The 20,563-nt window shown below is 71.0% G+C and carries 18 protein-coding genes and 3 tRNA genes; 10 read left to right on the forward strand and 11 right to left on the reverse strand.

All coding sequences use genetic code 11. The annotated features are described in order from the left end of the window. The first annotated feature begins 22 nt into the window (after positions 1 to 22). From RY076_RS20110 to RY076_RS20125, 4 genes are all read left to right on the forward strand, one after another. The gene (locus tag RY076_RS20110) at positions 23 to 1,069 is read left to right on the forward strand and encodes a PHP domain-containing protein (RefSeq protein ID WP_323101149.1); all 1,047 of its coding nucleotides are present in this window, start codon (positions 23 to 25) and stop codon (positions 1,067 to 1,069) included. A gap of 106 nt (positions 1,070 to 1,175) precedes the next feature. Beyond that, positions 1,176 to 1,248: transfer RNA gene (locus RY076_RS20115), tRNA-Glu, on the forward strand. A gap of 25 nt (positions 1,249 to 1,273) precedes the next feature. Next, positions 1,274 to 1,347 (forward strand) — tRNA-Asp (locus RY076_RS20120). A gap of 109 nt (positions 1,348 to 1,456) precedes the next feature. Next, positions 1,457 to 2,422: a D-2-hydroxyacid dehydrogenase family protein gene (locus tag RY076_RS20125; RefSeq protein WP_323101151.1), complete on the forward strand. Its 966-nt coding sequence runs from the start codon at positions 1,457 to 1,459 to the stop codon at positions 2,420 to 2,422. A gap of 43 nt (positions 2,423 to 2,465) precedes the next feature. Here RY076_RS20125 and RY076_RS20130 read toward each other — a convergent pair whose 3' ends face one another. Next, entirely contained in the window at positions 2,466 to 3,620 is a 1,155-nt protein-coding gene (locus tag RY076_RS20130) for a PucR family transcriptional regulator (RefSeq protein ID WP_323101153.1), read from the reverse strand. Positions 3,621 to 3,755: 135 nt separating this feature from the next. Between RY076_RS20130 and RY076_RS20135 the strand changes: the two genes are divergently transcribed. The 3 genes from RY076_RS20135 to RY076_RS20145 are packed head-to-tail and all read left to right on the forward strand — an operon-like array spanning position 3,756 to position 6,853. Further along, complete coding sequence (locus RY076_RS20135; protein ID WP_323101154.1) at positions 3,756 to 4,853, forward strand: ferredoxin reductase; 1,098 nt, start codon at positions 3,756 to 3,758, stop codon at positions 4,851 to 4,853. A gap of 16 nt (positions 4,854 to 4,869) precedes the next feature. After that, on the forward strand, positions 4,870 to 6,141 hold the full coding sequence (locus RY076_RS20140) for a fatty acid desaturase family protein (protein ID WP_323101156.1): 1,272 nt from the start codon (positions 4,870 to 4,872) through the stop codon (positions 6,139 to 6,141). Next, positions 6,131 to 6,853, forward strand: a complete 723-nt coding sequence (locus tag RY076_RS20145; protein WP_323101157.1) for an HAD family hydrolase — start codon at positions 6,131 to 6,133, stop codon at positions 6,851 to 6,853. Before RY076_RS20140 ends, RY076_RS20145 begins: the two co-directional genes overlap by 11 nt. A gap of 28 nt (positions 6,854 to 6,881) precedes the next feature. Here RY076_RS20145 and RY076_RS20150 read toward each other — a convergent pair whose 3' ends face one another. From RY076_RS20150 to RY076_RS20160, 3 genes are all read right to left on the reverse strand, one after another. After that, complete coding sequence (locus RY076_RS20150; protein WP_323101158.1) at positions 6,882 to 8,732, reverse strand: hypothetical protein; 1,851 nt, start codon at positions 8,730 to 8,732, stop codon at positions 6,882 to 6,884. A gap of 128 nt (positions 8,733 to 8,860) precedes the next feature. After that, a complete protein-coding gene (locus RY076_RS20155; RefSeq protein WP_323101160.1) occupies positions 8,861 to 9,784 on the reverse strand; it encodes a hypothetical protein in 924 nt (307 codons plus the stop codon). A gap of 46 nt (positions 9,785 to 9,830) precedes the next feature. Next, on the reverse strand, positions 9,831 to 11,267 hold the full coding sequence (locus RY076_RS20160) for a GuaB1 family IMP dehydrogenase-related protein (RefSeq protein WP_323101162.1): 1,437 nt from the start codon (positions 11,265 to 11,267) through the stop codon (positions 9,831 to 9,833). A 190-nt stretch (positions 11,268 to 11,457) separates the two neighbouring features. Between RY076_RS20160 and RY076_RS20165 the strand changes: the two genes are divergently transcribed. Next, positions 11,458 to 13,635 (forward strand): MMPL family transporter, encoded by a 2,178-nt coding sequence (locus RY076_RS20165; protein WP_323101164.1) that lies wholly within the window; start codon positions 11,458 to 11,460, stop codon positions 13,633 to 13,635. A 31-nt stretch (positions 13,636 to 13,666) separates the two neighbouring features. After that, entirely contained in the window at positions 13,667 to 14,188 is a 522-nt protein-coding gene (locus RY076_RS20170; protein ID WP_076263413.1) for a hypothetical protein, read from the forward strand. A gap of 136 nt (positions 14,189 to 14,324) precedes the next feature. Here the strand turns inward: RY076_RS20170 and RY076_RS20175 are convergent, their stop codons facing one another. Continuing rightward, positions 14,325 to 14,897 carry a YceI family protein gene (locus tag RY076_RS20175; RefSeq protein ID WP_323101166.1) on the reverse strand — a complete coding sequence of 191 codons (573 nt, stop codon included), beginning with the start codon at positions 14,895 to 14,897 and terminating at the stop codon, positions 14,325 to 14,327. A gap of 289 nt (positions 14,898 to 15,186) precedes the next feature. Between RY076_RS20175 and RY076_RS20180 the strand changes: the two genes are divergently transcribed. Beyond that, positions 15,187 to 15,260 (forward strand) — tRNA-Phe (locus RY076_RS20180). Between the two features lie 134 nt (positions 15,261 to 15,394). On the opposite strand, the gene RY076_RS20185 is transcribed toward RY076_RS20180, so the two are convergent. The 6 genes from RY076_RS20185 to RY076_RS20210 are packed head-to-tail and all read right to left on the reverse strand — an operon-like array spanning position 15,395 to position 20,545. Beyond that, positions 15,395 to 16,522 (reverse strand): site-specific integrase, encoded by a 1,128-nt coding sequence (locus tag RY076_RS20185; RefSeq protein ID WP_323101167.1) that lies wholly within the window; start codon positions 16,520 to 16,522, stop codon positions 15,395 to 15,397. Continuing rightward, positions 16,519 to 16,698, reverse strand: a complete 180-nt coding sequence (locus RY076_RS20190; protein WP_323101169.1) for a helix-turn-helix domain-containing protein — start codon at positions 16,696 to 16,698, stop codon at positions 16,519 to 16,521. Before RY076_RS20190 ends, RY076_RS20185 begins: the two co-directional genes overlap by 4 nt. 49 nt (positions 16,699 to 16,747) lie before the next feature. Then, positions 16,748 to 18,127 carry a replication initiator gene (locus tag RY076_RS20195; protein WP_323101170.1) on the reverse strand — a complete coding sequence of 460 codons (1,380 nt, stop codon included), beginning with the start codon at positions 18,125 to 18,127 and terminating at the stop codon, positions 16,748 to 16,750. Positions 18,128 to 18,183: 56 nt separating this feature from the next. After that, entirely contained in the window at positions 18,184 to 18,624 is a 441-nt protein-coding gene (locus RY076_RS20200) for a WhiB family transcriptional regulator (RefSeq protein WP_323101172.1), read from the reverse strand. Continuing rightward, positions 18,621 to 19,028, reverse strand: coding sequence for a hypothetical protein (locus tag RY076_RS20205; protein WP_323101174.1), 408 nt, complete (start codon positions 19,026 to 19,028; stop codon positions 18,621 to 18,623). The genes RY076_RS20200 and RY076_RS20205 overlap by 4 nt, the downstream gene beginning before the upstream one ends. Continuing rightward, positions 19,025 to 20,545 (reverse strand): FtsK/SpoIIIE domain-containing protein, encoded by a 1,521-nt coding sequence (locus tag RY076_RS20210; RefSeq protein ID WP_323101176.1) that lies wholly within the window; start codon positions 20,543 to 20,545, stop codon positions 19,025 to 19,027. The genes RY076_RS20205 and RY076_RS20210 overlap by 4 nt, the downstream gene beginning before the upstream one ends. Between the last annotated feature and the right edge of the window lie 18 nt (positions 20,546 to 20,563).

Here is a 20,563-nt window from a genome sequence, read left to right on the forward strand (position 1 = left end):
ACGCGCGGCTAGGCTGGCCGGCATGCAGCAGCCGACCCCGCCGACGGCGCCGATGAGCCCGCTCGAGGCGCTGCGGCGCATCTGCTTCCTCCTCGAGCGCGGGCGCGAGAGCAGCTACCGCATCGACGCGTTCCGGCGCACCATCGAGGCCATCACGCTCGTGTCCGACGACGAGCTGCGCGAGCGCGCCGAGGCCGGAACCCTCAAGCAGATCAAGGGGATCGGCGACTCCAGCGCCGCGATCATCGGCCAGGCCGTGAGGGGCGTCGTACCCGCCTACCTCGTCTCGGCCGAGGAGAAGCACGGTGAGCCGCTGACGCGCGGAGGAGCCGACCTCTACGCGGCCCTGCGCGGCGACCTGCACGCCCACTCGAACTGGAGCGACGGCGGCAGCCCGATCGAGGAGATGGTCCTCGCGGCCGTCGAGCTGGGTCAGGAGTGGATGGCCCTGACCGACCACTCACCGCGCCTCACCGTCGCCAACGGCCTGTCACGCGAGCGCCTCACCGACCAGCTGAAGCGCGTCGACGCCATCAACCGCAGCGTCGGCGACAGCTTCACCCTGCTCAAGGGCATCGAGGTCGACATCCACCTCGACGGCTCCCTCGACCAGGACGACGACCTGCTCGACCGGCTCGACGTCGTCACGGCCTCGATCCACAGCAAGCTGCGCCAGCCGGCGTTCGAGATGACGCCGCGGATGGTGGCGGCCGTGCGCAACCCGCACACCAACGTCCTCGCGCACTGCACCGGCCAGCTCGTCACCGGCAACCGCGGCAAGCGTCCGCCGTCGCAGTTCGACGCCGAGAAGGTGTTCCGCGCCTGCCTCGAGAACGACGTCGCCGTCGAGATCAACTCCCGGCCCGAGCGGTGCGACCCACCGGACGAGCTCATCGAGCTCGCCCGCGACCTCGGCTGCCTCTTCACCATCGACTCCGACGCCCACGCGCCCGGCCAGCTCGACATGAAGTCGCTCGGCTGCGAGCGCGCCGAACGCCTCGGGATCCCGGCCGAGCGGATCGTCACGACGTGGCCCGTCGAGGACGTCAGGGCATGGGCGAAGGGCTGATCGGGGGTGTCCGAAACGACCTCTCCCACAGGCTTCGAGGGCCGATTTGGAGGGTGCGCAGAACTCCCCTATAGTTCTCGACGTCCCAAGCGGATGGTTCGGGCCAGTCCCCATCGTCTAGCGGCCTAGGACTCCGCCCTTTCACGGCGGCAGCACGGGTTCGAATCCCGTTGGGGATACGCAAGGCCACAACTTCATAAGCAAGGCCCCGTAGCGCAGTTGGTTAGCGCGCCGCCCTGTCACGGCGGAGGTCGCCGGTTCGAGCCCGGTCGGGGTCGCCCCTTCGAGAGGCGCCACTCACACGAGTGGCGCCTCTCGCGTTTCCCGGGATCTCCCCCGACGCCCGACACCCGACGCCCGACGCGTCCCGCACCTAGGGTTGGCCGGGTGCGCATCGCGGTCCTCGACGACTACCAGGGCGTCGCCCTGTCCAGCGCCGACTGGGCGCCCGTCACCGCCCACCCGACGCGTCCCTGCCGCGTCGACGTCTTCCGCGACCATCTCGACGAGCCCGAGGCCCTCGTGGGCCGCCTCGAGCCCTACGACGCCGTCGTCGTCATGCGGGAGCGGACGCCGCTGCCGGCGAGCGTCCTGAGCCGCCTGCCACGGCTGCGCCTCGTGGTGACGACCGGCCGGCGCAACCCGAGCATCGACGTCGCCGCCGCCACGGCGTCGGGGATCACCGTCTGCGGCACCGAGAGCCGCGCGAGCGCCCCGGCCGAGCTGACGTGGGCCCTCGTCCTGGGCCTCTCCCGGCACCTCGTCACCGAGGCCACGGCGGTCCACGACGGCGGCTGGCAGACCACCGTGGGCCGCGACCTCGACGGGCACACCATGGGCATCCTCGGGCTGGGCCGCCTCGGCACGCGGGTCGCCGCCGTGGCCCGCGCCTTCGGTATGGACGTCCTCGCCTGGAGCCCCCGACTGACGCCCGGGCGCGCCGACGCGTCGGGCGCCACCGCCTCAACACTCGACGACGTGCTCCGACGCTCCGACGTCGTGTCGGTGCACCTGCCCCTGGTCGAGGGCGAGGGCGGCACGCGCGGGCTCGTCGGAGCCCGCGAGCTGGGTCTCATGCGTCCGGGCGCACTGCTCGTCAACACCTCCCGCGGCCCGATCGTCGACGAGTCGGCCCTGCTCGACGCCCTCGCCACCGGGCACCTCGGCGGCGCCGGGCTCGACGTGTTCGACGTCGAACCGTTGCCGGCCGACCACCCGCTGCGCACGGCACCGCGCACGCTGCTGACGCCGCACGTCGGCTACGTCACCGAGGACACCTACGCGACGTTCTTCGCCGGCGTCGTCGAGGCCGTCGTCGCCTGGCTCGACGGCAACCCGGTCCGCGTCCTCTGAAGGCGTCCTGACGGGCACACGGACGTCGATTCGACGCGCTCGCTCAGCGGTGGCCGGAGCGGAGGACGAGCTCGAGCTCGAAGCGCACCTCGGGGTCGTCGAGGGCCTCGCCGAAGAGCTGCTTGAGCTGGGCGACGCGGTAGCCGACGGTCTGCGGGTGCACGAAGAGCTCCTCGGCCATCGGGGCCCGCTGCCCCTGGTGGCGCAGCCAGGCAAGGAGGGTCTCGGACAGGCGCGCCCGCACGGCCGGCCGCAGCCCGTCGAGCGGGGCCAGCCGCACCAGGGCCAGGTCGTCGATGGCGAGGGGCTCGGAGCGGACGACGAGCTCGGCGAGCCGGTCCTCGACCCAGAGCGGGTCCTTGCCGGCGTGCGGCTGGTCGGCGGAAGGGCCCAAGCCGTGCGCGCCCGCCGAGGCCGCGAGGTGCAGGGACTCTCCTGCCGCCTGCCAGGCCCGTGCCGGGCCGACGACGGCGCGCCGGCCGCGCAGGGCCCGGTCGAGGTCGCGGCGCCGGACGCGTCGGTTGCCGAAGGGGTAGACCACCACGACGTCGGTGCCGCGCTCGGCGACCAGGCCGTCACGGCCGATGGCGGCCCGCAGGCCCTCGACGTGCGGCGAGGGGACGAGGCCGACGACGACGCGCTCCGGCAGCGTCCAGCCGACCGCGGCGGCGAGCCGGGCCACGCCGCCGTCGCTCGAGTCACCGCGCAGGATCGACTCGAGCAGCTCGGCGCGCAGCCGCTGCAGCTCCCCGGCGCGCTCGGACTGCTCCTGGGCGTAGCCCTGCGCGCTCGCGGCGGACAGCTCGTCGATGTAGGCGAAGAGCGACTCGCCGAGCGAGAGGAGGGCGTCGGGAGGCATCTGCGACACGTCGACGGTGCGCGAGATGGCCCGGAAGGTCACGCGAGCGCCGTAGCGGTAGGCGGCGAGGAGCGCCTCGAGGGTGCGGCCGGAGCGCACCTCGCCACGGCCGAGGTTCTCGTAGACCCACTTGCCGTCCTCGGAGAGGGCCGGCAGGCGTGTCCCGGGCAGGTCGAGGAACCGGTGCAGCGCCACCTGGACGCCCTGGCGCACGCCCTGCCCGAAGCGTCCCTCCATCGGCATGGCGTAGACGGGGACGTCCTGCGGGATGCCCTCGATGATGGCCTCGACGATGTCGGGGACGACGGGGCGCAGGATGCGGCTGATTTCGGCGGGCAAAGACAACCACGGCGGGTCAGACGTGGCGTGCACCACTTCGGCCTCCTGCTTTTTGTCGCGAGGCAACAGATTCCTGCCTCAAAGAGTACGCCGCGCCCCAAGATCCCGGGACCCCTTCGCTGCCACCATGGAGGTATGAGCCAGCTGCGAGCACTTCGGCGCATGGCGTCCGTCCTGACCACCCCCCTCGACCCCGAGGACTTCTTCGCCCTCGTCAACCCGCTCTCGTCCGCGCGGCAGCTGCGCGGCGTCGTCACGCGCGTCGTGCGCGAGACCGCGGACTCGACGACGATCCACTTCCGCCCCGGCCGCGGCTGGAACGCCCACGAGGCCGGCCAGTGGGCCCGCATCGGGGTCGAGATCGACGGCGTCCGCCAGTGGCGCAGCTACTCGCTGTCGGCCGCCGCCGGCCACGACCCGGCCATCACCGTCACGGCGATCGGCTCGGTCTCCACGGCCCTGGCCCGCAACACCCGCGTCGGCGACGTGCTCTTCCTCGACGTGCCGCAGGGCGACTTCGTGCTGCCCGGCCACCCGCGCCCGCTGCTGATGCTCACCGCCGGCAGCGGCCTGACGCCGGTCATGTCGATGATCCGCACGCTCGTGCCGCGTCGGCCCGACGCCGACGTCGTGCTCGTGCACTGCGCCCGCACGCGCGAGGACGCCCTCTTCCACGACGAGCTGCTCGAGCTCGCCGACCAGTTCCCGGGCCTCACCGTCCGGCACTGGTTCACCCGGGAGCACGGCGCGTCGGCGGAGGACGCCGGGCGCCGCCTCGACCTGTCCTCGACCACCGACCTCGACGCCCTGTGCCCCGACTGGCGCACCCGCAAGGCCTTCGCGTGCGGCCCGGCCGAGCTGCTCGACGACGCCGAGGCGCTGTGGGAGCGCGAGGGCGTCGACGGCACCGACGACACCGGCGCCGACCTCACCATCGAGCGCTTCGCCCCGGTCCTGATTCCGGGAACCGGCGGCGAGGGTGGAGTCGTTGTCTTCGAGAAGTCCGACAAGGAGGTCGAGGTCGGCGGCGACGTGCCGCTCCTCGACGCCGGGGAGGGCTGCGGCGTCGTCATGCCGAGCGGGTGCCGCATGGGCATCTGCCGCAGCTGCCTGACACCGCTCGTGGCCGGCAAGGTCCGCGACCTGCGCACCGGAGAGGTGCACGGCGACGAGGGCGAGCTCATCCAGACCTGCGTCAACGCGGCCGCCGGCCCTGTCCACCTGGACATCTGAGAAGGGATCCAACCGTATGACCACCACCGTGAACCGACCCGCCACGACGACGCCCACCGGCGCGTCCGCGGACGACGCCGCCATCCGGCCCAGGAAGCCGATCCTGGCCGCCGCCGGTGGCCCGGCGAAGCGCCCGAGCGCCGCTGCACACCTGTCCGACGAGGACGTCGAGCGCCTCGGCCAGGAGCTCGACGCGATCCGCGACCGCATCATCGCCTCCCGCGGCGCCAAGGACGCGGCCTACATCCGCCGCGTCATCCGCGTGCAGCGCACCCTCGAGGTCGCCGGCCGCGCCACGCTGCTCTTCTCGAAGAAGAAGTCCGCGTTCGTCGCGGGCACCGCGATGCTCTCGGTGGCCAAGATCCTCGAGAACATGGAGATCGGCCACAACGTCCTGCACGGCCAGTGGGACTGGATGCGCGACCCCGACATCCACTCCACGACGTGGGAGTGGGACTTCGTCACGCCGGCCTCGGCCTGGAAGCACACCCACAACGACCTGCACCACACGTGGACCAACGTGCTGGGCAAGGACAAGGACGTGGGCTACTCCGTGCTGCGCATGGACGAGGACCAGCCGTGGCGTCCGTCGCACATCTTCAACCCGGCGATCAACATGGTGCTGGCCCCGTTCTTCGAGTGGGGCATCGCCATCTACGACCTCGAGCTCGAGGCGGTCAAGGAGGGCGAGAAGTCCAAGGAGGACCTCAAGAAGGACCTCAAGGCGGTCGGGCGCAAGGTGCTGCGCCAGTTCACCAAGGACTACGTCGCCACGCCGGCCGCCGCCGCACCGTTCGGCTCGAGCAAGCAGGCCCTCCTCGGCACCTTCACGGCCAACGCGATCCGCAACGTGTGGGCCCACTCGGTCATCTTCTGCGGCCACTTCCCCGACGGCGTCGACACCTTCTCCGAGGAGGAGATCGAGGGCGAGACCCGCGGCGACTGGTACATCCGCCAGATGCTCGGCTCGGCCAACATCTCCGGGTCCAAGCTCATGCACCTCATGACCGGCAACCTGTCCCACCAGATCGAGCACCACTGCTTCCCCGACCTGCCGAGCAACCGGTACGCCGAGGTCGCCGTCGAGATGCGCGAGATCTGCGAGCGCTACGGCCTGCCCTACACGACCGGCCCGCTGCCCAAGCAGGTGTACCAGGCCTGGGCCAAGGTCTTCCGCCTCGCGCTGCCCAACCGCCCGCGCCCCCTGCCCAAGCAGGCGGCCAAGGCCGTCAACGCGCCGGTCCCGCCGCGCCGCGCCACCCTGCCGATCGCGGCGCATGTCCGCTGACGCGTCGAGCGCCGGCTCGCTGCCCCTCGGGGGCGGCGGGCCGGTCGCGGCGTTCTTCGACCTCGACCGCACGCTGATCCGCGGGTCGGCCAACTACCCGCTGGCGATCGCCGCGTTCCGCGGCGGCCACGTGCCCTGGCGTGACCTCGTCAAGGACACCGTCAACGCGATCTCCTTCCACCGCAAGGGCTCGACCGACGCCGGGTCGGAGGCGCTGCGCGAGCGGATCCTGCGCGCGGTGGCCGGCATCCGGCAGACCGACATCATCCACCTCACCGACGCCATCGTGCCGGGCATCGTCCGCAAGGCCATCCCGGCGTCGATGACGCTGCTGTCCGAGTGCAAGTCGCTCGGGCACGACCGCATCGTCGTGTCGGCCTCGCCCATCGAGCTCGTGAGCCGCATCGCCTCGGCGCTGGGCCTCGAGGGCGCCGTCGCCACCCGCAGCGAGCTCGACGACGAGGGCCGCTACACCGGGCACCTGTCCGGCGAGTTCTGCTACGGCGCAGGCAAGGTCATCGAGATCGAGAAGCTGGCTGCCGAGCGCGGCTACGACCTCTCGCGGTGCACCGCGTACAGCGACTCGGTGAGCGACCTGCCGATGATGGAGCGCGTCGGGCAGGCCGTGGCGGTCAACCCCGACCGCGAGCTGCGCGAGATCGCCCACGAGCGCGGCTGGCGCGTCGTCGAGGTCGGCCGCAAGCGTCACTGACTGTCACTGACCGCGCGCCGTCCGGCGCTCACGACGTCCAGCTCGACTTCTCGTAGCCCATCGCCATGCACCGCGTCGGCAGGCACGCGAGCTGGATGGCCTGGAACGGCAGTGCGGTCGGCGCCAACGTCCACGACGACCCGTCCCACGTGCGGACGCTGCCGTCGTAGGAGGTGCCGACACAACGCGTCCGGCTCGAGCACGAGAGGGTGTCGAAGTACTCCGGCACCGTCCGGCGCGCCGCCCACGACGTCCCGTCGAACGTCGAGTAGAGGTTCGAGTCGGACTCGACCATGCAGAACGAGCCCGTCGAGCACGTGAGCCGCACCGGGTTGGTGACGCCCGAACCGCGCAAAGCCGACCAGGCCGTCCCGTTCCACGTGCGGAACTGACCCTTCCACGTCATGGCGATGCAGAACCGGGGCCCGGCGCACGCGGCATGCTCCACGGACTCCGTGAAGAGTCGGGCCGGCGCCGACCAGGAGTGGCCGTTCCAGCGCCGCACGTCGAGCGTCTGGAAGACGAAGCAGGCGGTGCTCGAGGCACAGACGACGTCGCTCCACGGGTTGACGGTGTCGAACCTGACCGGCGCCTGCCACGAGCCGGTCCACAAGCGGGACGTGCCCTGCTGCTGGTCGACCGTCATGCACCACGTCGCCGACAGGCACGAGACGGACGACGGGTAGGTGCCGAGGCGCGACAGGCTGCCCCAGGCCGTGCCGTTCCACCGGAGCGCGTTGCCCAGGTAGTCGGTCGCCATGCAGAAGGTCGCGGTCGGACACGACAGGCCGGCGACCCACTGCGAGGTCGGGTCGAAGGACGCGGGGGCGGTCCACGCCGATCCCCCGCCGCGCCAGAACCGGCCGCGGTTGTCGACGACGACGCACGTGGAGGACGTCGCGCAGTCCATGGAGTAGGACGCCCCGTAGATCGGGTAGAGGTCCCGGACGCTCCAGGACGAGCCGTTCCACCGGCCGGAGCGCCCGTCACCGACACCGGTGCACGACGTGGGGGACGTGCACGAGAGAGACTCGACGTCGAGCAGGACGGCGCTCTCGGTCCGGGCGGCGTTCGACCAGGACCTGCCGTCCCAGCGCCATGCGCGGTAGGCGTTCCCGCTCGTCGCGAGGCAGAAGGACGCCGAGGTGCACGACAGGTCGAACGTCGTGGAGAGCCCGGCCGTGCCGAGGTAGGAGGCGACCCAGCCCGAGCCGGACGTCCGCAGCGCGATGGCCCCACCCTTGGGCTCGACCCCGATCGCGTGGCAGACGGTCGTCGACGGGCAGGCGATCGCGTCGACGCGCGAGGCCCACGGCGCCACGACCGTCGGCGAGAGCGTCGAGCCGTTCCACGTCGTGAGGCCCCGGCCCTCGTTGCTGTTGCCCCGGACGAGCCCGCACCGGGTCGGGCTGTAGCAGTCGACCGCACGGAACGGCGCCTGCCAGGCCCTCGTGACCGTCCACGACCCCGAGCGGTAGACACCGTAGCCGTGGTCGGAGACCGCGAGGCAGAACGCGGTGGTGGGGCACGAGACGGCGGTGACGGACTGGTTGACGCCGTCGACTCGTGGGAAGACCAGCTTGGGTGCGCTCCAAGCGCTCCCGTTGAACGTCATGACGCGGCCGGACAGGTCGACGGCCATGCACCACGTCGACGTCGGGCAGGACACGTCACTCGGCTGGCCGCGGTCGGGGACGGCCGTGACCGGAGGGCCCCACACCGGCGCCGGAGCTAGCACCGCGGGCACCGCCGCGGGGGCCGCCGTCGCCGCCGCGCGCTGCACCTCGGGCGCGGCCGCCGCCACCCCCGGCACGGTCGCGGCGGCGAGCACCACCGCGAGCGAGGCCAGCACCTGTCCCAGGACACGACGACCGCGCATCACGAACCCCTGTCTCCGTCACCCGCGTCACCCGCGTCACTCGCGGCGGGCCGATGCTAGGGCCACGCCGACGTGTCGACAAGAGGGTCGGCGCCGGTTGCAGGTTCCTGCACCCGACGCCCGTCGGCTCAGTGCTGGTCGGTGAGCGCGCGGTGGCGGGTCTCGAGGCTGGACAGGACGTCCTCGACGCGACCGATGGCGTCCTCGACGGCGGCGCGGCAGCGCTTGATCTCGCTGCGCACCGCCAGGTCGGTGAAGATGTTGTCGAAGAGGATGTCGACGCCGCGCGTCAGGCCGTCGAACCGGGCCAGCCGCACCCCGGGCAGGTGCAGGTCGTCGAGCTCGCGGGTGAACCGCTCGAGCGCCTCGCTCGCGAGCTGCAGCTTGCCGCGGGCCTCGTCGAGCCGGTCGTGCTTGATGGCCGAGCTGATCATGCCACCCCCGCCGAAGGTGTCCCAGCCCGACCACGCGTCGGCGGACTGCACCACCGCATAGGCGGCCATGAGTGCCGCGTGTGCCGCCGTGCCGGCCGCGTGGGCCTCCTCGACCTCGCGCACCTCGCGACGGGCCGCGAGCTCGCGGACGGCAGCGCCTGCAGCCTCCGGGTGCGACGCGTCGAGGCCGTCGGCCCCCCGCGCGACGACCTCGAGGGCGAGCTCGAGGCGGGTGTCGGCGTCGGCCAGCGCCGCCGAGCGGCCACGCAGGCGGGCCAGCTCCTCCCGCTGCCGCTCGACGTCGGAGGCGCACTCCTCGAGAGCGGCCGCGGCCGCGTCGGCCTCGCCGCTCTCGCGGGCGAGGTCCTGCTCCTTGCGGCCGCGCAGCGTCGACCAGAGACGCGTCGGCGTCACCTGCCCGAGCCGCTCGACGTCGCGCTGCTCCCGGGCGAAGGCCTCCCGGAGCTGGCGCAGCCGGGCGGTGTCGTCGGCGAGGTCGCGGGACGCGGCCACGAGCCGGGCGTCGACCTCGGCTCGCTCGCGCACGTCGTCGCGGGCCCGGGCGAGGATCCGCAGCGGGGTCGGGAGGTCGTCGGGCACGGGCGAGGACGTGGTCACGGCGGTGAGAGGGCGGTCACGGGCGTTCCGTTCCCGGCAGGACGGGTCACCAGGAGGTGTGCAGCGGGCGACCCTCGGCGAACCCCGCGGTGCTCTGCAGCCCGACGACGGCGCGCTCGTGGAACTCCTCGAGCGTCCGGGCTCCGGCGTAGGTGCAGCTGCTGCGCAGGCCGGCGATGATCTGGTCGATGACGTCCTCGACCGACGGCCGCGCCGGGTCGACGTACATCCGCGCGCTGCTGATGCCCTCCTCGAACAGCGACTTGCGCGCCCGGTCGTAGGCGCTGTCGCCGGCCGTGCGGTTGCGCACGGCGCGCGAGCTGGCCATGCCGAACGACTCCTTGTACATGCGGCCGTCGTTGTCGGTGTAGAGGTCGCCGGGCGACTCCAGCGTGCCGGCGAACCACGAGCCGATCATGACGTTCGAGGCGCCGGCCGCGAGGGCGAGCGCGACGTCGCGCGGGTGCCGCACGCCGCCGTCCGCCCACACGTGCTTGCCGAGCTCCCTTGCAGCCGTGGCGCACTCGAGCACGGCGGAGAACTGCGGGCGGCCCACCGCGGTCATCATCCGCGTCGTGCACATGGCGCCCGGCCCGACGCCGACCTTGACGATGTCGGCGCCCGCCTCGATGAGCTCGCGGGTGCCGGCGGCCGAGACGACGTTGCCCGCGACGACCGGCACCGACGGGCCGAGGGCACGGACGGCACGCAGCACCTCGATCATCTTGTCCTGGTGGCCGTGGGCGGTGTCGATGACGATCACGTCGGCGCCGGCGTCGAGCACCTCGGCGGCCTTGGCGGCGACGTCACCGTTGATGCCGACCGCGGCGGCGACGCGCAGGCGTCCCGACGCGTCGACGGCCGGGGTGTAGAGGCCGGCGCGCAGGGCCCCGCCGCGGGTGAGGATGCCGACGAGCTCGCCGGAGTCGGACACGACCGGCGCGACCTTGCGACGGGCCTCGGCGAGGCGCTCGAAGGCGTCCTTGGGGCCGACCGACTCGGGCAGCACGACCATGTCCTCGCCCATGACGTCCTGGACCTGCGTGTAGCGGTCGACGCCGGTGAGGTCCTTCTCGGTGACGATGCCGACGGGCTTGGGGCCGTCGACGACGACGGCCGCGCCGTGCGCCCGCTTGTTCAGCAGGACGAGCGCCTCGCCGGCCGTCATGTGCCGCTCGAGCGTGATGGCCGTGTCGTGCACGAGGTGGCGCTGCTTGACCCAGCCGACGACGTCGCGCACCACCTCGGTGGGGATGTCCTGGGGGATGACGGTGATGCCACCGCGGCGGGCCACGGTCTCGGCCATGCGACGACCGGCGATGGCCGTCATGTTCGCCACGACGAGCGGGATCGTCGTGCCCGAGCCGTCGACGCTGCTCAGGTCGACGTCGAGCCGGCTCGTCACCGACGAGCGGCTCGGCACCATGAAGACGTCGTCGTAGGTGAGGTCGAGCTGGGGCTGGAGGCCGTTGAGGAACTGCACGAGAGACCACTGTAGGCGCTGAGGGGGATTCCCCGGCCCGCCGTCCGCGGCCTCTGTCAGGGTCCTCCCGGATCGACCCCTGAGCCGTCCACCAATCTGGCCCGGTCCCCTGTCGCGGGAGGCATCGTGCTCCTAGCGTTGACAGAGGTGGTGACGCCGCCACGAGCGCCTCCAGAGAAGGGGAATCGCCATGAACGACAGCACAACCGGACAGGTCGGACGTCTGGCCCGCCTACCCTCCTCCCGCATCACGAAGTGGCTCGTCGTCGCCTTCTGGCTCGTCGTCGTCGGGCTGCTGGCGGGGCCGGCCGGCAAGCTCCAGGGGGTCCTCAACAACGAGGCGGCGTCGTGGCTGCCCGAGGACGCCCAGTCGACCCGGGTCGTGAAGGAGCTGTCGGCGTTCCAGAGCCCGAACGAGTTCCCGGCCGTGGTCGTGTACGAGCGGCCGGCCGGGGTGACGCCCGCCGACGCCGCCGCCGTGGCCCGGCAGGTGCAGCGGTTCAACGCGCTCTCGACGGTGAAGAAGGACGCGGTCGGCCCCATCCCGTCGCAGGACGGCAAGGCCCTGCAGGTCATCGTGCCCGTCGATGCCGGACCGAGCGGCTGGGACGCGCTCGGTACGACGGTCGACCAGATGCGCGCCATCTCGGGCGCGGACACACCGGCCGGCCTGTCGATGCACGTGACCGGGCCGGTCGGCTACGCGGCCGACTCGTCGGAGGCCTTCTCCGGCCTCGACGGCAAGCTGCTCTACAGCGCGATGGCCGTCGTCATCATCATCCTGCTCATCACCTACCGCAGCCCGGTGCTGTGGCTCGTGCCCGTCCTGTCCGCCGGTACCGCGCTGTTCGTGGCGCAGGGCGTCATCTACTTCCTCGCCGACAGCGGCAGCCTCACCGTCAACGCGCAGAGCTCGGGCATCCTCACCGTCATCGTCTTCGGCGCCGGCACCGACTACGCGCTGCTGCTCGTGGCCCGCTACCGCGAGGAGCTACGCCGGCACGAGGACCGCCACGAGGCGATGGCGTACGCGCTGCACCGCGCGGGCCCGGCCATCCTCGCCTCGGGCGCCACCGTCATCGCGGGCATGCTGTGCCTCCTGTTCGCCTCGATGAGCTCGACCAAGGGCCTGGGGCCGGTCGCGGCCATCGGCATCGGGGTGGGCCTGCTCGTCATGCTGACGCTGCTGCCCGCACTGCTCGTCGTGCTCGGCCGGTGGGTCTTCTGGCCGGTGCGCCCGGCCTTCGGCTCGGTCGACCACACCCGCGACGGCGTCTGGGCCCGGATCGGTGCCCGGATCGCGAGGGCGCCACGCCGGACGTGGGTCGTCACGGTCCTGCTGCTCGTCATCGCGTCGCTGGGCGTGCTGCAGCTCAACGCCGTCGGCCTGTCGAACAAGGACTCGTACTACACGACGCCGCAGTCGGTCGTCGGCGAGGAGATCGTCGCCAAGCACTTCCCGGCCGGAGCCGGCTCGCCGGTGCTCGTCCTCGCGAACGCTCCCGAGGCGGCGGCGGTCAAGGCGGCCGTCTCGGCTGTGGACGGCGTTGGCAGCGTCGGCGACCCGGTGGTCCGCGGCGACCGCGCGCTCGTCCAGGCGACGCTCGAGGCCGCGCCCGACTCCGATGCGGCCGGCGACACCGTGCAGCGGGTCCGCGACGCCATCGCGACCGTGCCGGGCGCCGACGCCATCGCGGGCGGCGACACGGCGACGCGCGTCGACACGCTGGCAGCGTCCTCCGACGACAACCTACGGATCATCCCGGTGGTGCTCGGCGTCGTGCTGCTCATCCTCGTGCTGCTGCTCCGAGCCCTCACGGCGCCGCTCGTGCTCATCGGCACAGTCGTGCTGTCCTTCGGGGCGGCCATGGGGCTCTCGGCGCTGTTCTTCCGGCACCTCTTCGGCTTCGCCGGGGCGGACGCGTCGTTCCCGCTGTTCGTCTTCGTCTTCCTCGTCGCGCTCGGGATCGACTACAACATCTTCCTCATGACGCGCGTCCACGAGGAGGCGACGCGCGTCGGCATGCGGCGTGGTGCCCTCATCGGCCTCGCGGCCACCGGCGGCGTCATCACGTCGGCGGGGCTGGTGCTCGCCGGGACGTTCGCGGTGCTCGCGACGATGCCGATAGTGGCGTTCGCCGAGATCGGGTTCGCGGTGGCGCTCGGGGTGCTGCTCGACACGCTCATCGTCCGTTCGGTGCTCGTCACCGCGCTGAACCTCGACATCGGCGGCCGGATGTGGTGGCCGAGCCGCCTGGCCCGCGACGACGCGCGGCTCACGGCCGAGGCCGAGGCCGCGGAGTCCGAGCCTGCCGTCGCGGCCGGCGAGTCGGGCGAGTCCGTTTCTGCCGCGGGCGTAGGCCATTGACCTCGGCGAGTTGCGGAGTAATCCTGATTACATGATTACGAACGAAGCACAGGAGCGGGTGCGCGGCTGGTTCGCCGGCCGCCTGCCCGAGGAGTGGCGCCGCGAGGCGCCCGAGGTGACCGTCGACCGCGAGGAGATCACGGTCCGGCTCACCATCGACGACGTCGACCTGCCCGACGGCTCGAGCGACGCTGAACGCGCCGAGGCCCGGGCCGGGCGCGCCAAGGCCTTCCGCGAGGACACCCGCGGCCGCCGCATCGAGATCGCGCGCGAGGCCGAGCACCGGTTCGAGCGCAAGGTCTCGTGGGCGGTGAGCGTCGGCGACCGCACCGAGCTGTGGACCCACGTCGCCGCGCCGACCATGACGCGCCTGCGCCAGCCCGAGCGCCTGGTGCTCGACACGCTCGTCGACGCCGGGGTGGCCCGGTCGCGCGCCGAGGCGCTCGCCTGGTGCGTCAAGCTCGTCGGCCAGCACGAGAGCGACTGGCTCGACGAGCTGCGCGAGGCGATGTCGCACGTGGCCGACGTCCGAACGAAGGGCCCGGCCGCGTAGGCAGCGCCTCGGGCATCCCCTGGTTCGAGGTGATCCGTCGCGATCGAGCGCGTGGCGTCACCTCGACCCGCGAGGGCGGTGGCTCGTTCGAGGTGATCCGTCGCGATCGAGCGCGTGGCGTCACCTCGACCCGAGGTCAGCCCTCGGCGTTCTCGCCGTCGTCCTCGCGCTTGATCGCCGAGATCTCGAACTCGAGGGAGATCTTCTCCGAGACGAGCATGCCGCCGGAGTCGAGCGGCATGTTCCACTCGAGGCCGAAGTCGCGGCGGTTGATCCGGCGCGAGCCCTCGAAGCCGGCGCGTAGGGCGCCCGCCGCGTCGGTCTCGACGCCCATCAGCTCGAGCGGGATCGTCACCGGCTTGGTGATGTCGCGGATGGTGAGGTTGCCCGAGACCATGTAGGCCCGCTCCTCGACCTCCTCGATCTGCGTGCTCTCGAAGCGGATCTCCGGCCACTTCTCGATGTCGAAGAAGTCGGGGCTGCGCAGGTGGTCGTCACGCTGCTGGCTGCGGGTGTCGACGCTCGCCGTCTTGAGGACGACCTCGGCATAGGACTTCGTCATGTCGTCGAGGTCGGCGTAGAAGCGGCCCGTCACGTCGTTGAAGGACCCACGCACCGTGGTGACCATGGCATGGCGTGCCGAGAACCCGATGCGCGTGTGGGCCGGGTCGAAGTCCCAGTCCCCGTTCAGCGCGGAACCGTTCTCCATGGTTGTCTCCTGCAGGCGTGAAGGGTGAGTCGCGGCAGTGTCTCACGACTCATCTCATTGAATGTTGCACAGCTCAGATGCCGTGCGTGCCCACCCCCGTGGAGCACGTGTCGGGTGTCGTACCCGCTACCGACGATGACGCACCACGGCCCCGAAAGCCAATCCGACCCCGGCGAGGACTGCCCGAGCCTCCCGGGGTCAGGGCGTCCGACCGGTTCGGATACGCCGCGCGTCGTGCGCTATAGTTGGCGTCGCCCGGAGCGATCCGGGTATCTGTTTGCGCAGATCCGGCCAGGTAGCTCAGTTGGTACGAGCGTCCGACTGAAAATCGGAAGGTCGGCGGTTCGACCCCGCCCCTGGCCACAACACCGGAGCCGCAGGTTCAGACCCCTCTGACCTGCGGCTTCGTCGTTCCCGGACGCCCAGAGCAGGCCGGCTGCTGCTGGCCCGTCTGTGCGCTTTGCGGCCGTTGATAGCAACGGTGATAGCAACGCGCATCAGGCGAGCCGCTCCCCCAGCAGCTGGAGAGCCTTCCGCTTCTCGTCCAGCGAGGTGTGGGCGTAGATCGTCATCGTCACGTCGATCGCGCTGTGGCCGACGATCTCCTGGACGATGTGCGGCGCGACTCCCTCGGTCAGCAAGAGCGTCACGCAGGTGTGCCTCAGGTCGTGGAAGCGAGGCAGCGGTTCTGGCAACACCTTGCGAACCCGGTACCAGCTGCGCCGTAGGTTGTCGGGCTCCATCGGAGTGCCGACTGCCGACGCGAAAACCATGTCCGAGTCATGCCATCCGGGGCCGGCCGCCAGGCGTTCCTTGCCTTGGGCGAGCTTGTGCGCCCTGAGTGCGTCAACGACTGGGCTCGGCAGCGGAACCGTGCGCCGGGACTTTCGGGTCTTGGGCGCCTTGAGCTGCAGCTCACCGCCAACCCGCTGGAGGCTCTGGACGACCTGCAAGGTCTCGGCCTCAAGGTCGACGTGTTGCCATTGCAGCCCGAGGAGCTCGCCCCGACGAAGCCCGAGGTAGAGCGCAAGGACGTAGAGCGCGTGGAGTCGCTCCGTCTTGGTCGCGTCCAGCAGCCTCTTGACCTCGTCTGGCTTGAGCCCGTGCCCGACGGTGTACTCGGGAGCCGGGATCTGGACGAGCTTGGCCACATTCCGGGTCAGCAGCTCGTCGCGCATCGCGTTCTGCAGGCCCGCACGCAGGACGGCGTGGGCGAACTGGACGCCACGACGCTGCATGCCAGACGCCGCGAGCTGCTGACACATGACGCGTACGTCGCGAACGGTCAGGGTCCGGAGCTTCTTGCTGCCGATGCGCGGGCCGAGGTGAAGCCGGACGACGAGCTCGTAGCCCTGGTAGGTCTTGGGCGCTCGGTTCGGTTTGACCACCGTCTCGAGCCAGTGCTCGAGGTACGCCAGGACGGTCCAGTTCTCGACCGACACGCGGACGCCGGCGTCGAGCTCCTTCTGGAGGTCGGCCAGCTTCTTGCGGGCCTCCGCACGGGTGCGGCCGTAGACCACGACACGCTTGCGGCCGCCCGTGTTGGTGTCGGCGTACGTCGCGCCGACCCACCGGCCCTGCTTGCTCTCGTAGACCGAGCCCTCTCCGTTAGCCCGCCGACTCATGCCGACTCCTCGACCATCCGCTCGACCATCTCCTTGCAGGCCTCGACCGGCACGAGACGACGCCGACCGATCTTGATAGACGCCAGGATGCGCATTCGCATGAGGTCGTAGATCGTCGACCTCGTGACGCCGAGGATCTCGGCCGCCTCCTCCGGACTCAACAGCAGTTTCTCCACTCCACTCACCTCTTCCAGTTGGGTTCCTTGTCAGCTCGGCAGCAAGTCGTTAGAGGGCTCTGGCCATCGCAGCGGACCGGACGGCCTCGGCAGCTTGGTCCAGCTGCAGATAGCCGCGACCCACATAGACGAAGCTCGACACGAGTTCGAAGCCCTCGGGGGGCGCCTCATCGAGGACCTCGCGAATGTCTGCCTCTGGATCGAGCGCTGCAGGCCGAGACCGGAAGAGTCGTCGTGCACGTCGGATCTGTCCGAACGTCACGGAGTAGAGCCGCGACTTGGTGATCGGGTGTCCGCGGTAGCCGAGAGTGGAGTACCTGTCGGCGATGCGCGCGTACTCGTCGCCCTCAAGGCTCAGGCTTTCTGCGGCCTTGATGATCCGCACCACGTGCGGCGTCGCGCCGAGCAGACGGGCGTGCACGGATGACCCGACAGAGCTGGAAAGCCCGAAATCCTCGGTGGTCTTGGTCAGGTACTTGGCCAGGTACGCGGCGACCTGCTCAGGGTGTACCCGTTTGGTGCATCGTGCCGAGTCGCGGCCGGCTCCGTCGCTGATCGTTCGCGCGTCTGCCTGGGCGCCCCAACGCAGGCGGAAGGACGTGCCGTCAGCCAGCGGGGCCGAGTCCAGGTGCACAGCAGCGGCAGCCGCCGTGACCGCCGCCTCGAGGTCGACGACCGAGAGCGGCAAGGAGCATGCGGGGCCATCCGGGCCGGCGGGGCCGTCGAGCCGAATCGGCGCGTGGACGTGGACGAGACCGCGCGCCTGGAACTCGACGACCTTGGAGTACGAGATACGGCAGGCCTTGCGAAAGTGCGTGACCTTGAGGCCGGCGCGCTTCGCCAGGCCGCGTTGCAGCGCGATCGTGAACCGCCGCCAGAGCTCAGGCGCGTGCCACTGCCAGAGCACGTGGCCGAGGTAGTCGTAACACTCCCAGCAGAGGGGTTGCCCGACCTGCCGGTCTTGTGGCGCATGACGCTTGCTGCACCACATCGGGCGGCCGTGCGAGCACACCGGATGGTCGCGCCGTGCGCGGCAGGGACCCCTGTCCCGGACGCCGTGGACCGCGCCGAACGAGGGCGCCGTGAGCGTCACGAAAGTACATGGCCGGTCAGCGACCGACTCCGGGACGCCCTTCCCACCGGCCAGGCCACACATGAGCAGGTGCCATGCGTCGCCCTTGTACTCGCGACTGCAAGTCGGACAGACGCTGGCACGGCGGTTGTTGCACCTGACGTACGTGTGACCGTCGAGCTCGGCGGAAGAGCTGTAGAGGGTCTGGACCTCGCCCGTTTCGGTGTTCACGAGCTGCCGGGAGCCCTGCAGCCGCACGGGACGCGCGCAGCCCGAGGCGCGCCGTTCGGCAGACTCAAGACCCGCAGAGCCCAGGAGCGAGTCGCTTGGTGCCGAGACCTCACTCGTCGACGTCATCCTCGGGCCTCGACCTCAGGAGATCTCGACGAGGACGCGGCATCTGAGCGGAAGCATCAGGCGGCGCCCCGCTGGTCGCGTTCGGCGGCGCGGCTCAGGCCGGCGGCGATGACATCCCCGAGAGCGTGGCCTCGCATGAGGCGTTGTTCGAGTGGCCGACGCTGGCTGGGCGTGAGGCCGCCGCTGATGCCGTACTCCTCGCGGAACACGAGGGCGGAGGCCAGGCACATCTGCCGCACCGGGCATTGATGGCAGAGCGAGATGGCGCGTCGCGCCACCGAGGTGTCGGACTCTTCGAACCACATCTCGGGGTCGACGCTTGCGCACACCGCCCCGCGCATCCAGGCGGGATCGAGAAGGGATTGCAGACTCGGCCCCCGCCTCGAGTTGAGGCTCTCGATCGGCTGTCCGTAGTCGCGCAGCCAGTTGCCGGGGGTCGCCTGAACGCGCACGTACGGGGCAGGTGCGCGGCGCTGGGTCGTCTCCTGCTCGCTCATGACGCCTCCACGTTGCTGGTGGGCGGGTAGTAGCCCTGTCGGGTGATGTCGGCCTGAGCGAAGTCGAGTACCTCACCGATGCGACTCGCGTGGCCGGCGGCAACGCGCATGCTGTCCATGGCGTAGGCGACGCTTTCCTCGGGGTTGCCGCCGTCCTCCTCGAAGACCGCATAGACGGCCAAGGAGGAGGCCAGCGACCGCGCGAGCTGACGAAGTGCTTGGTCGAGGCCGTAGCCCAGGCACTTGAGATCGCCGAGCACCTCGAACATCTGTGGGGCCGGGATCGGGGGCGAGCCAAGCGTCAGATGGGTGATCCCGCGGATGGCCTCTGTCGCGGCGTTGGCGAGCTCGCGCTCCTGGGCGCCGGGTGTCCCCGGCGGCTGCTGCATGTCGTTGGTGGTCATGAGGGGTCTCCTTCAGGAGTGGGCCGCATCGTCGGTGGCAGGTCTGCCGTCGTCAGAACGGGCTCACCAGTGTTGTGGCTTTCGGTTCGGTTCGCCCGTTGTGTCGTGACGTCGTCGACCAGTCGGGCGATGGCCAGGTCATCGAGGTAGGCGGCGCGGGCGCGAACGATCTCGCGCGTGCCGTCGGTGCGGACGTAGGCGACGCCGGGTGTGAGCTCGCTGATCTCGTCGGCCCGGGCGCCGTCGTCGCGGGCGGAGTCGCCCAGAACCATGGCGACCTGCACCGGGTTGTCGAGCCGCATGGCAACTCGGGTCGGGAAGAGATCCCGCCACCCGACGATGTCCTTTCCGGGGTCCTGCACGGCGGCGACGACGGTGATTCCGCAGGCCCTGCCCTGGGTGAGCAGCAGCCCCAGGGCGGTGTCGATGCGTCGGGTCACGGAGCGGTCCGCGAAGGCGGTCAAGGTCGCCAGCTCGTCGAGCACCGCAATGATGTGCGGGGACCCCGGGTTCGGCTGGTGGACTCGCACGCCTGTGTCGGCGAGGTCCTTCGATCGTGTGTCCTTGACCTCGACGAGGTCCTCGAGGAGTCGGCACATGTCCTCTGGCGAGGCATCCGCGTACCGGGTGAAGAGCGGGCGACCGGGTCGAAGCTCCATCCCGCCCTTGGGGTCGACCGCCCAGATCTGGACGTTCCCCGCGGCCAAGCCACGAGAGACACCCTGGAGCAGCGACCACAGGACGGAGCTCTTGCCGGCTCCCGTTGCTCCTGCGATCAGGAGGTGAGTGCCCGCCACCTTGAGCTGCCACCGTGTTCCGTCCTCGCGGGATCCAACCGGGACTGCCGCGAGGTCGACGACACCCATGGAGGGCAGAGGATCAACCGCCCGGATGAGGTTGTCTCGTCGGGCCAGCTCGAGCCAGCACCGACCGGGGCGGTCACCGTGCACGCTTCCCCACAGGCACCCAGTCGCGTGCGCGATCGCCTCGGCTCGGGCTGCGACGTCCGCGGGGACCAGCCCGTTGGGCAGACGAAGTAGCAGCCTGTCGGTCCCGTGCGCCGTGGCGTTGACCTTGAGCAGCCGGACAGAGCCAGCCTCTCGGCCGCGCCTGCCCCTTCTCCGACGGGCACCTCGCACCGACTCGTGGACCACCAGATCCACACTCCGCGCGATGCTCTGCCAACGGACCCGGTAGTAGATGGATCGGGTAAGCGTCAGGACGGTGACAACGACGCGCTGCTGGTAGCTGATCGGGTGCGAGAGACGCCAGGTAACGAGGGCGATGGTCATCACGACAAGCCCCACAACCAGGCTGCGCCAGCCGATGAAGAGGCCCCATGCAGCAATCACCAGGCCCGTGATGGTCAGGGCCGGAAACCGGACCACGGCCAGCAGGATGGACGCGAACGCGCGGATGATGCCCCAGGTGGTCCAGAGGACCGCCTCCAAGGCGACAGCCAGAAAGTCGTCGCTGCCGAGCAGTGCCTCGTGCGTCTCGCGCTTCCGGTAGGTCATCGGTTCACCCCCCTGCCC

The sequence above is a fragment of the Intrasporangium zincisolvens genome, from assembly GCF_034724055.1.
Lineage (GTDB): Bacteria > Actinomycetota > Actinomycetes > Actinomycetales > Dermatophilaceae > Monashia > Monashia zincisolvens.

Bases quoted from the DNA above. Each gene is read 5' to 3' on its own strand.
- RY076_RS20200 (WP_323101172.1), bottom strand. From the start codon at position 18,624: ATGAGCGAGCAGGAGACGACCCAGCGCCGCGCACCTGCCCCGTACGTG.
- RY076_RS20185 (WP_323101167.1), bottom strand. From the start codon at position 16,522: ATGAGTCGGCGGGCTAACGGAGAGGGCTCGGTCTACGAGAGCAAGCAG.
- RY076_RS20165 (WP_323101164.1), top strand. From the start codon at position 11,458: ATGAACGACAGCACAACCGGACAGGTCGGACGTCTGGCCCGCCTACCC.
- RY076_RS20145 (WP_323101157.1), top strand. From the start codon at position 6,131: ATGTCCGCTGACGCGTCGAGCGCCGGCTCGCTGCCCCTCGGGGGCGGC.
- RY076_RS20205 (WP_323101174.1), bottom strand. From the start codon at position 19,028: ATGACCACCAACGACATGCAGCAGCCGCCGGGGACACCCGGCGCCCAG.
- RY076_RS20170 (WP_076263413.1), top strand. From the start codon at position 13,667: ATGATTACGAACGAAGCACAGGAGCGGGTGCGCGGCTGGTTCGCCGGC.
- RY076_RS20175 (WP_323101166.1), bottom strand. From the start codon at position 14,897: ATGGAGAACGGTTCCGCGCTGAACGGGGACTGGGACTTCGACCCGGCC.
- RY076_RS20140 (WP_323101156.1), top strand. From the start codon at position 4,870: ATGACCACCACCGTGAACCGACCCGCCACGACGACGCCCACCGGCGCG.
- RY076_RS20135 (WP_323101154.1), top strand. From the start codon at position 3,756: ATGAGCCAGCTGCGAGCACTTCGGCGCATGGCGTCCGTCCTGACCACC.
- RY076_RS20110 (WP_323101149.1), top strand. From the start codon at position 23: ATGCAGCAGCCGACCCCGCCGACGGCGCCGATGAGCCCGCTCGAGGCG.
- RY076_RS20195 (WP_323101170.1), bottom strand. From the start codon at position 18,127: ATGACGTCGACGAGTGAGGTCTCGGCACCAAGCGACTCGCTCCTGGGC.
- RY076_RS20210 (WP_323101176.1), bottom strand. From the start codon at position 20,545: ATGACCTACCGGAAGCGCGAGACGCACGAGGCACTGCTCGGCAGCGAC.
- RY076_RS20150 (WP_323101158.1), bottom strand. From the start codon at position 8,732: ATGCGCGGTCGTCGTGTCCTGGGACAGGTGCTGGCCTCGCTCGCGGTG.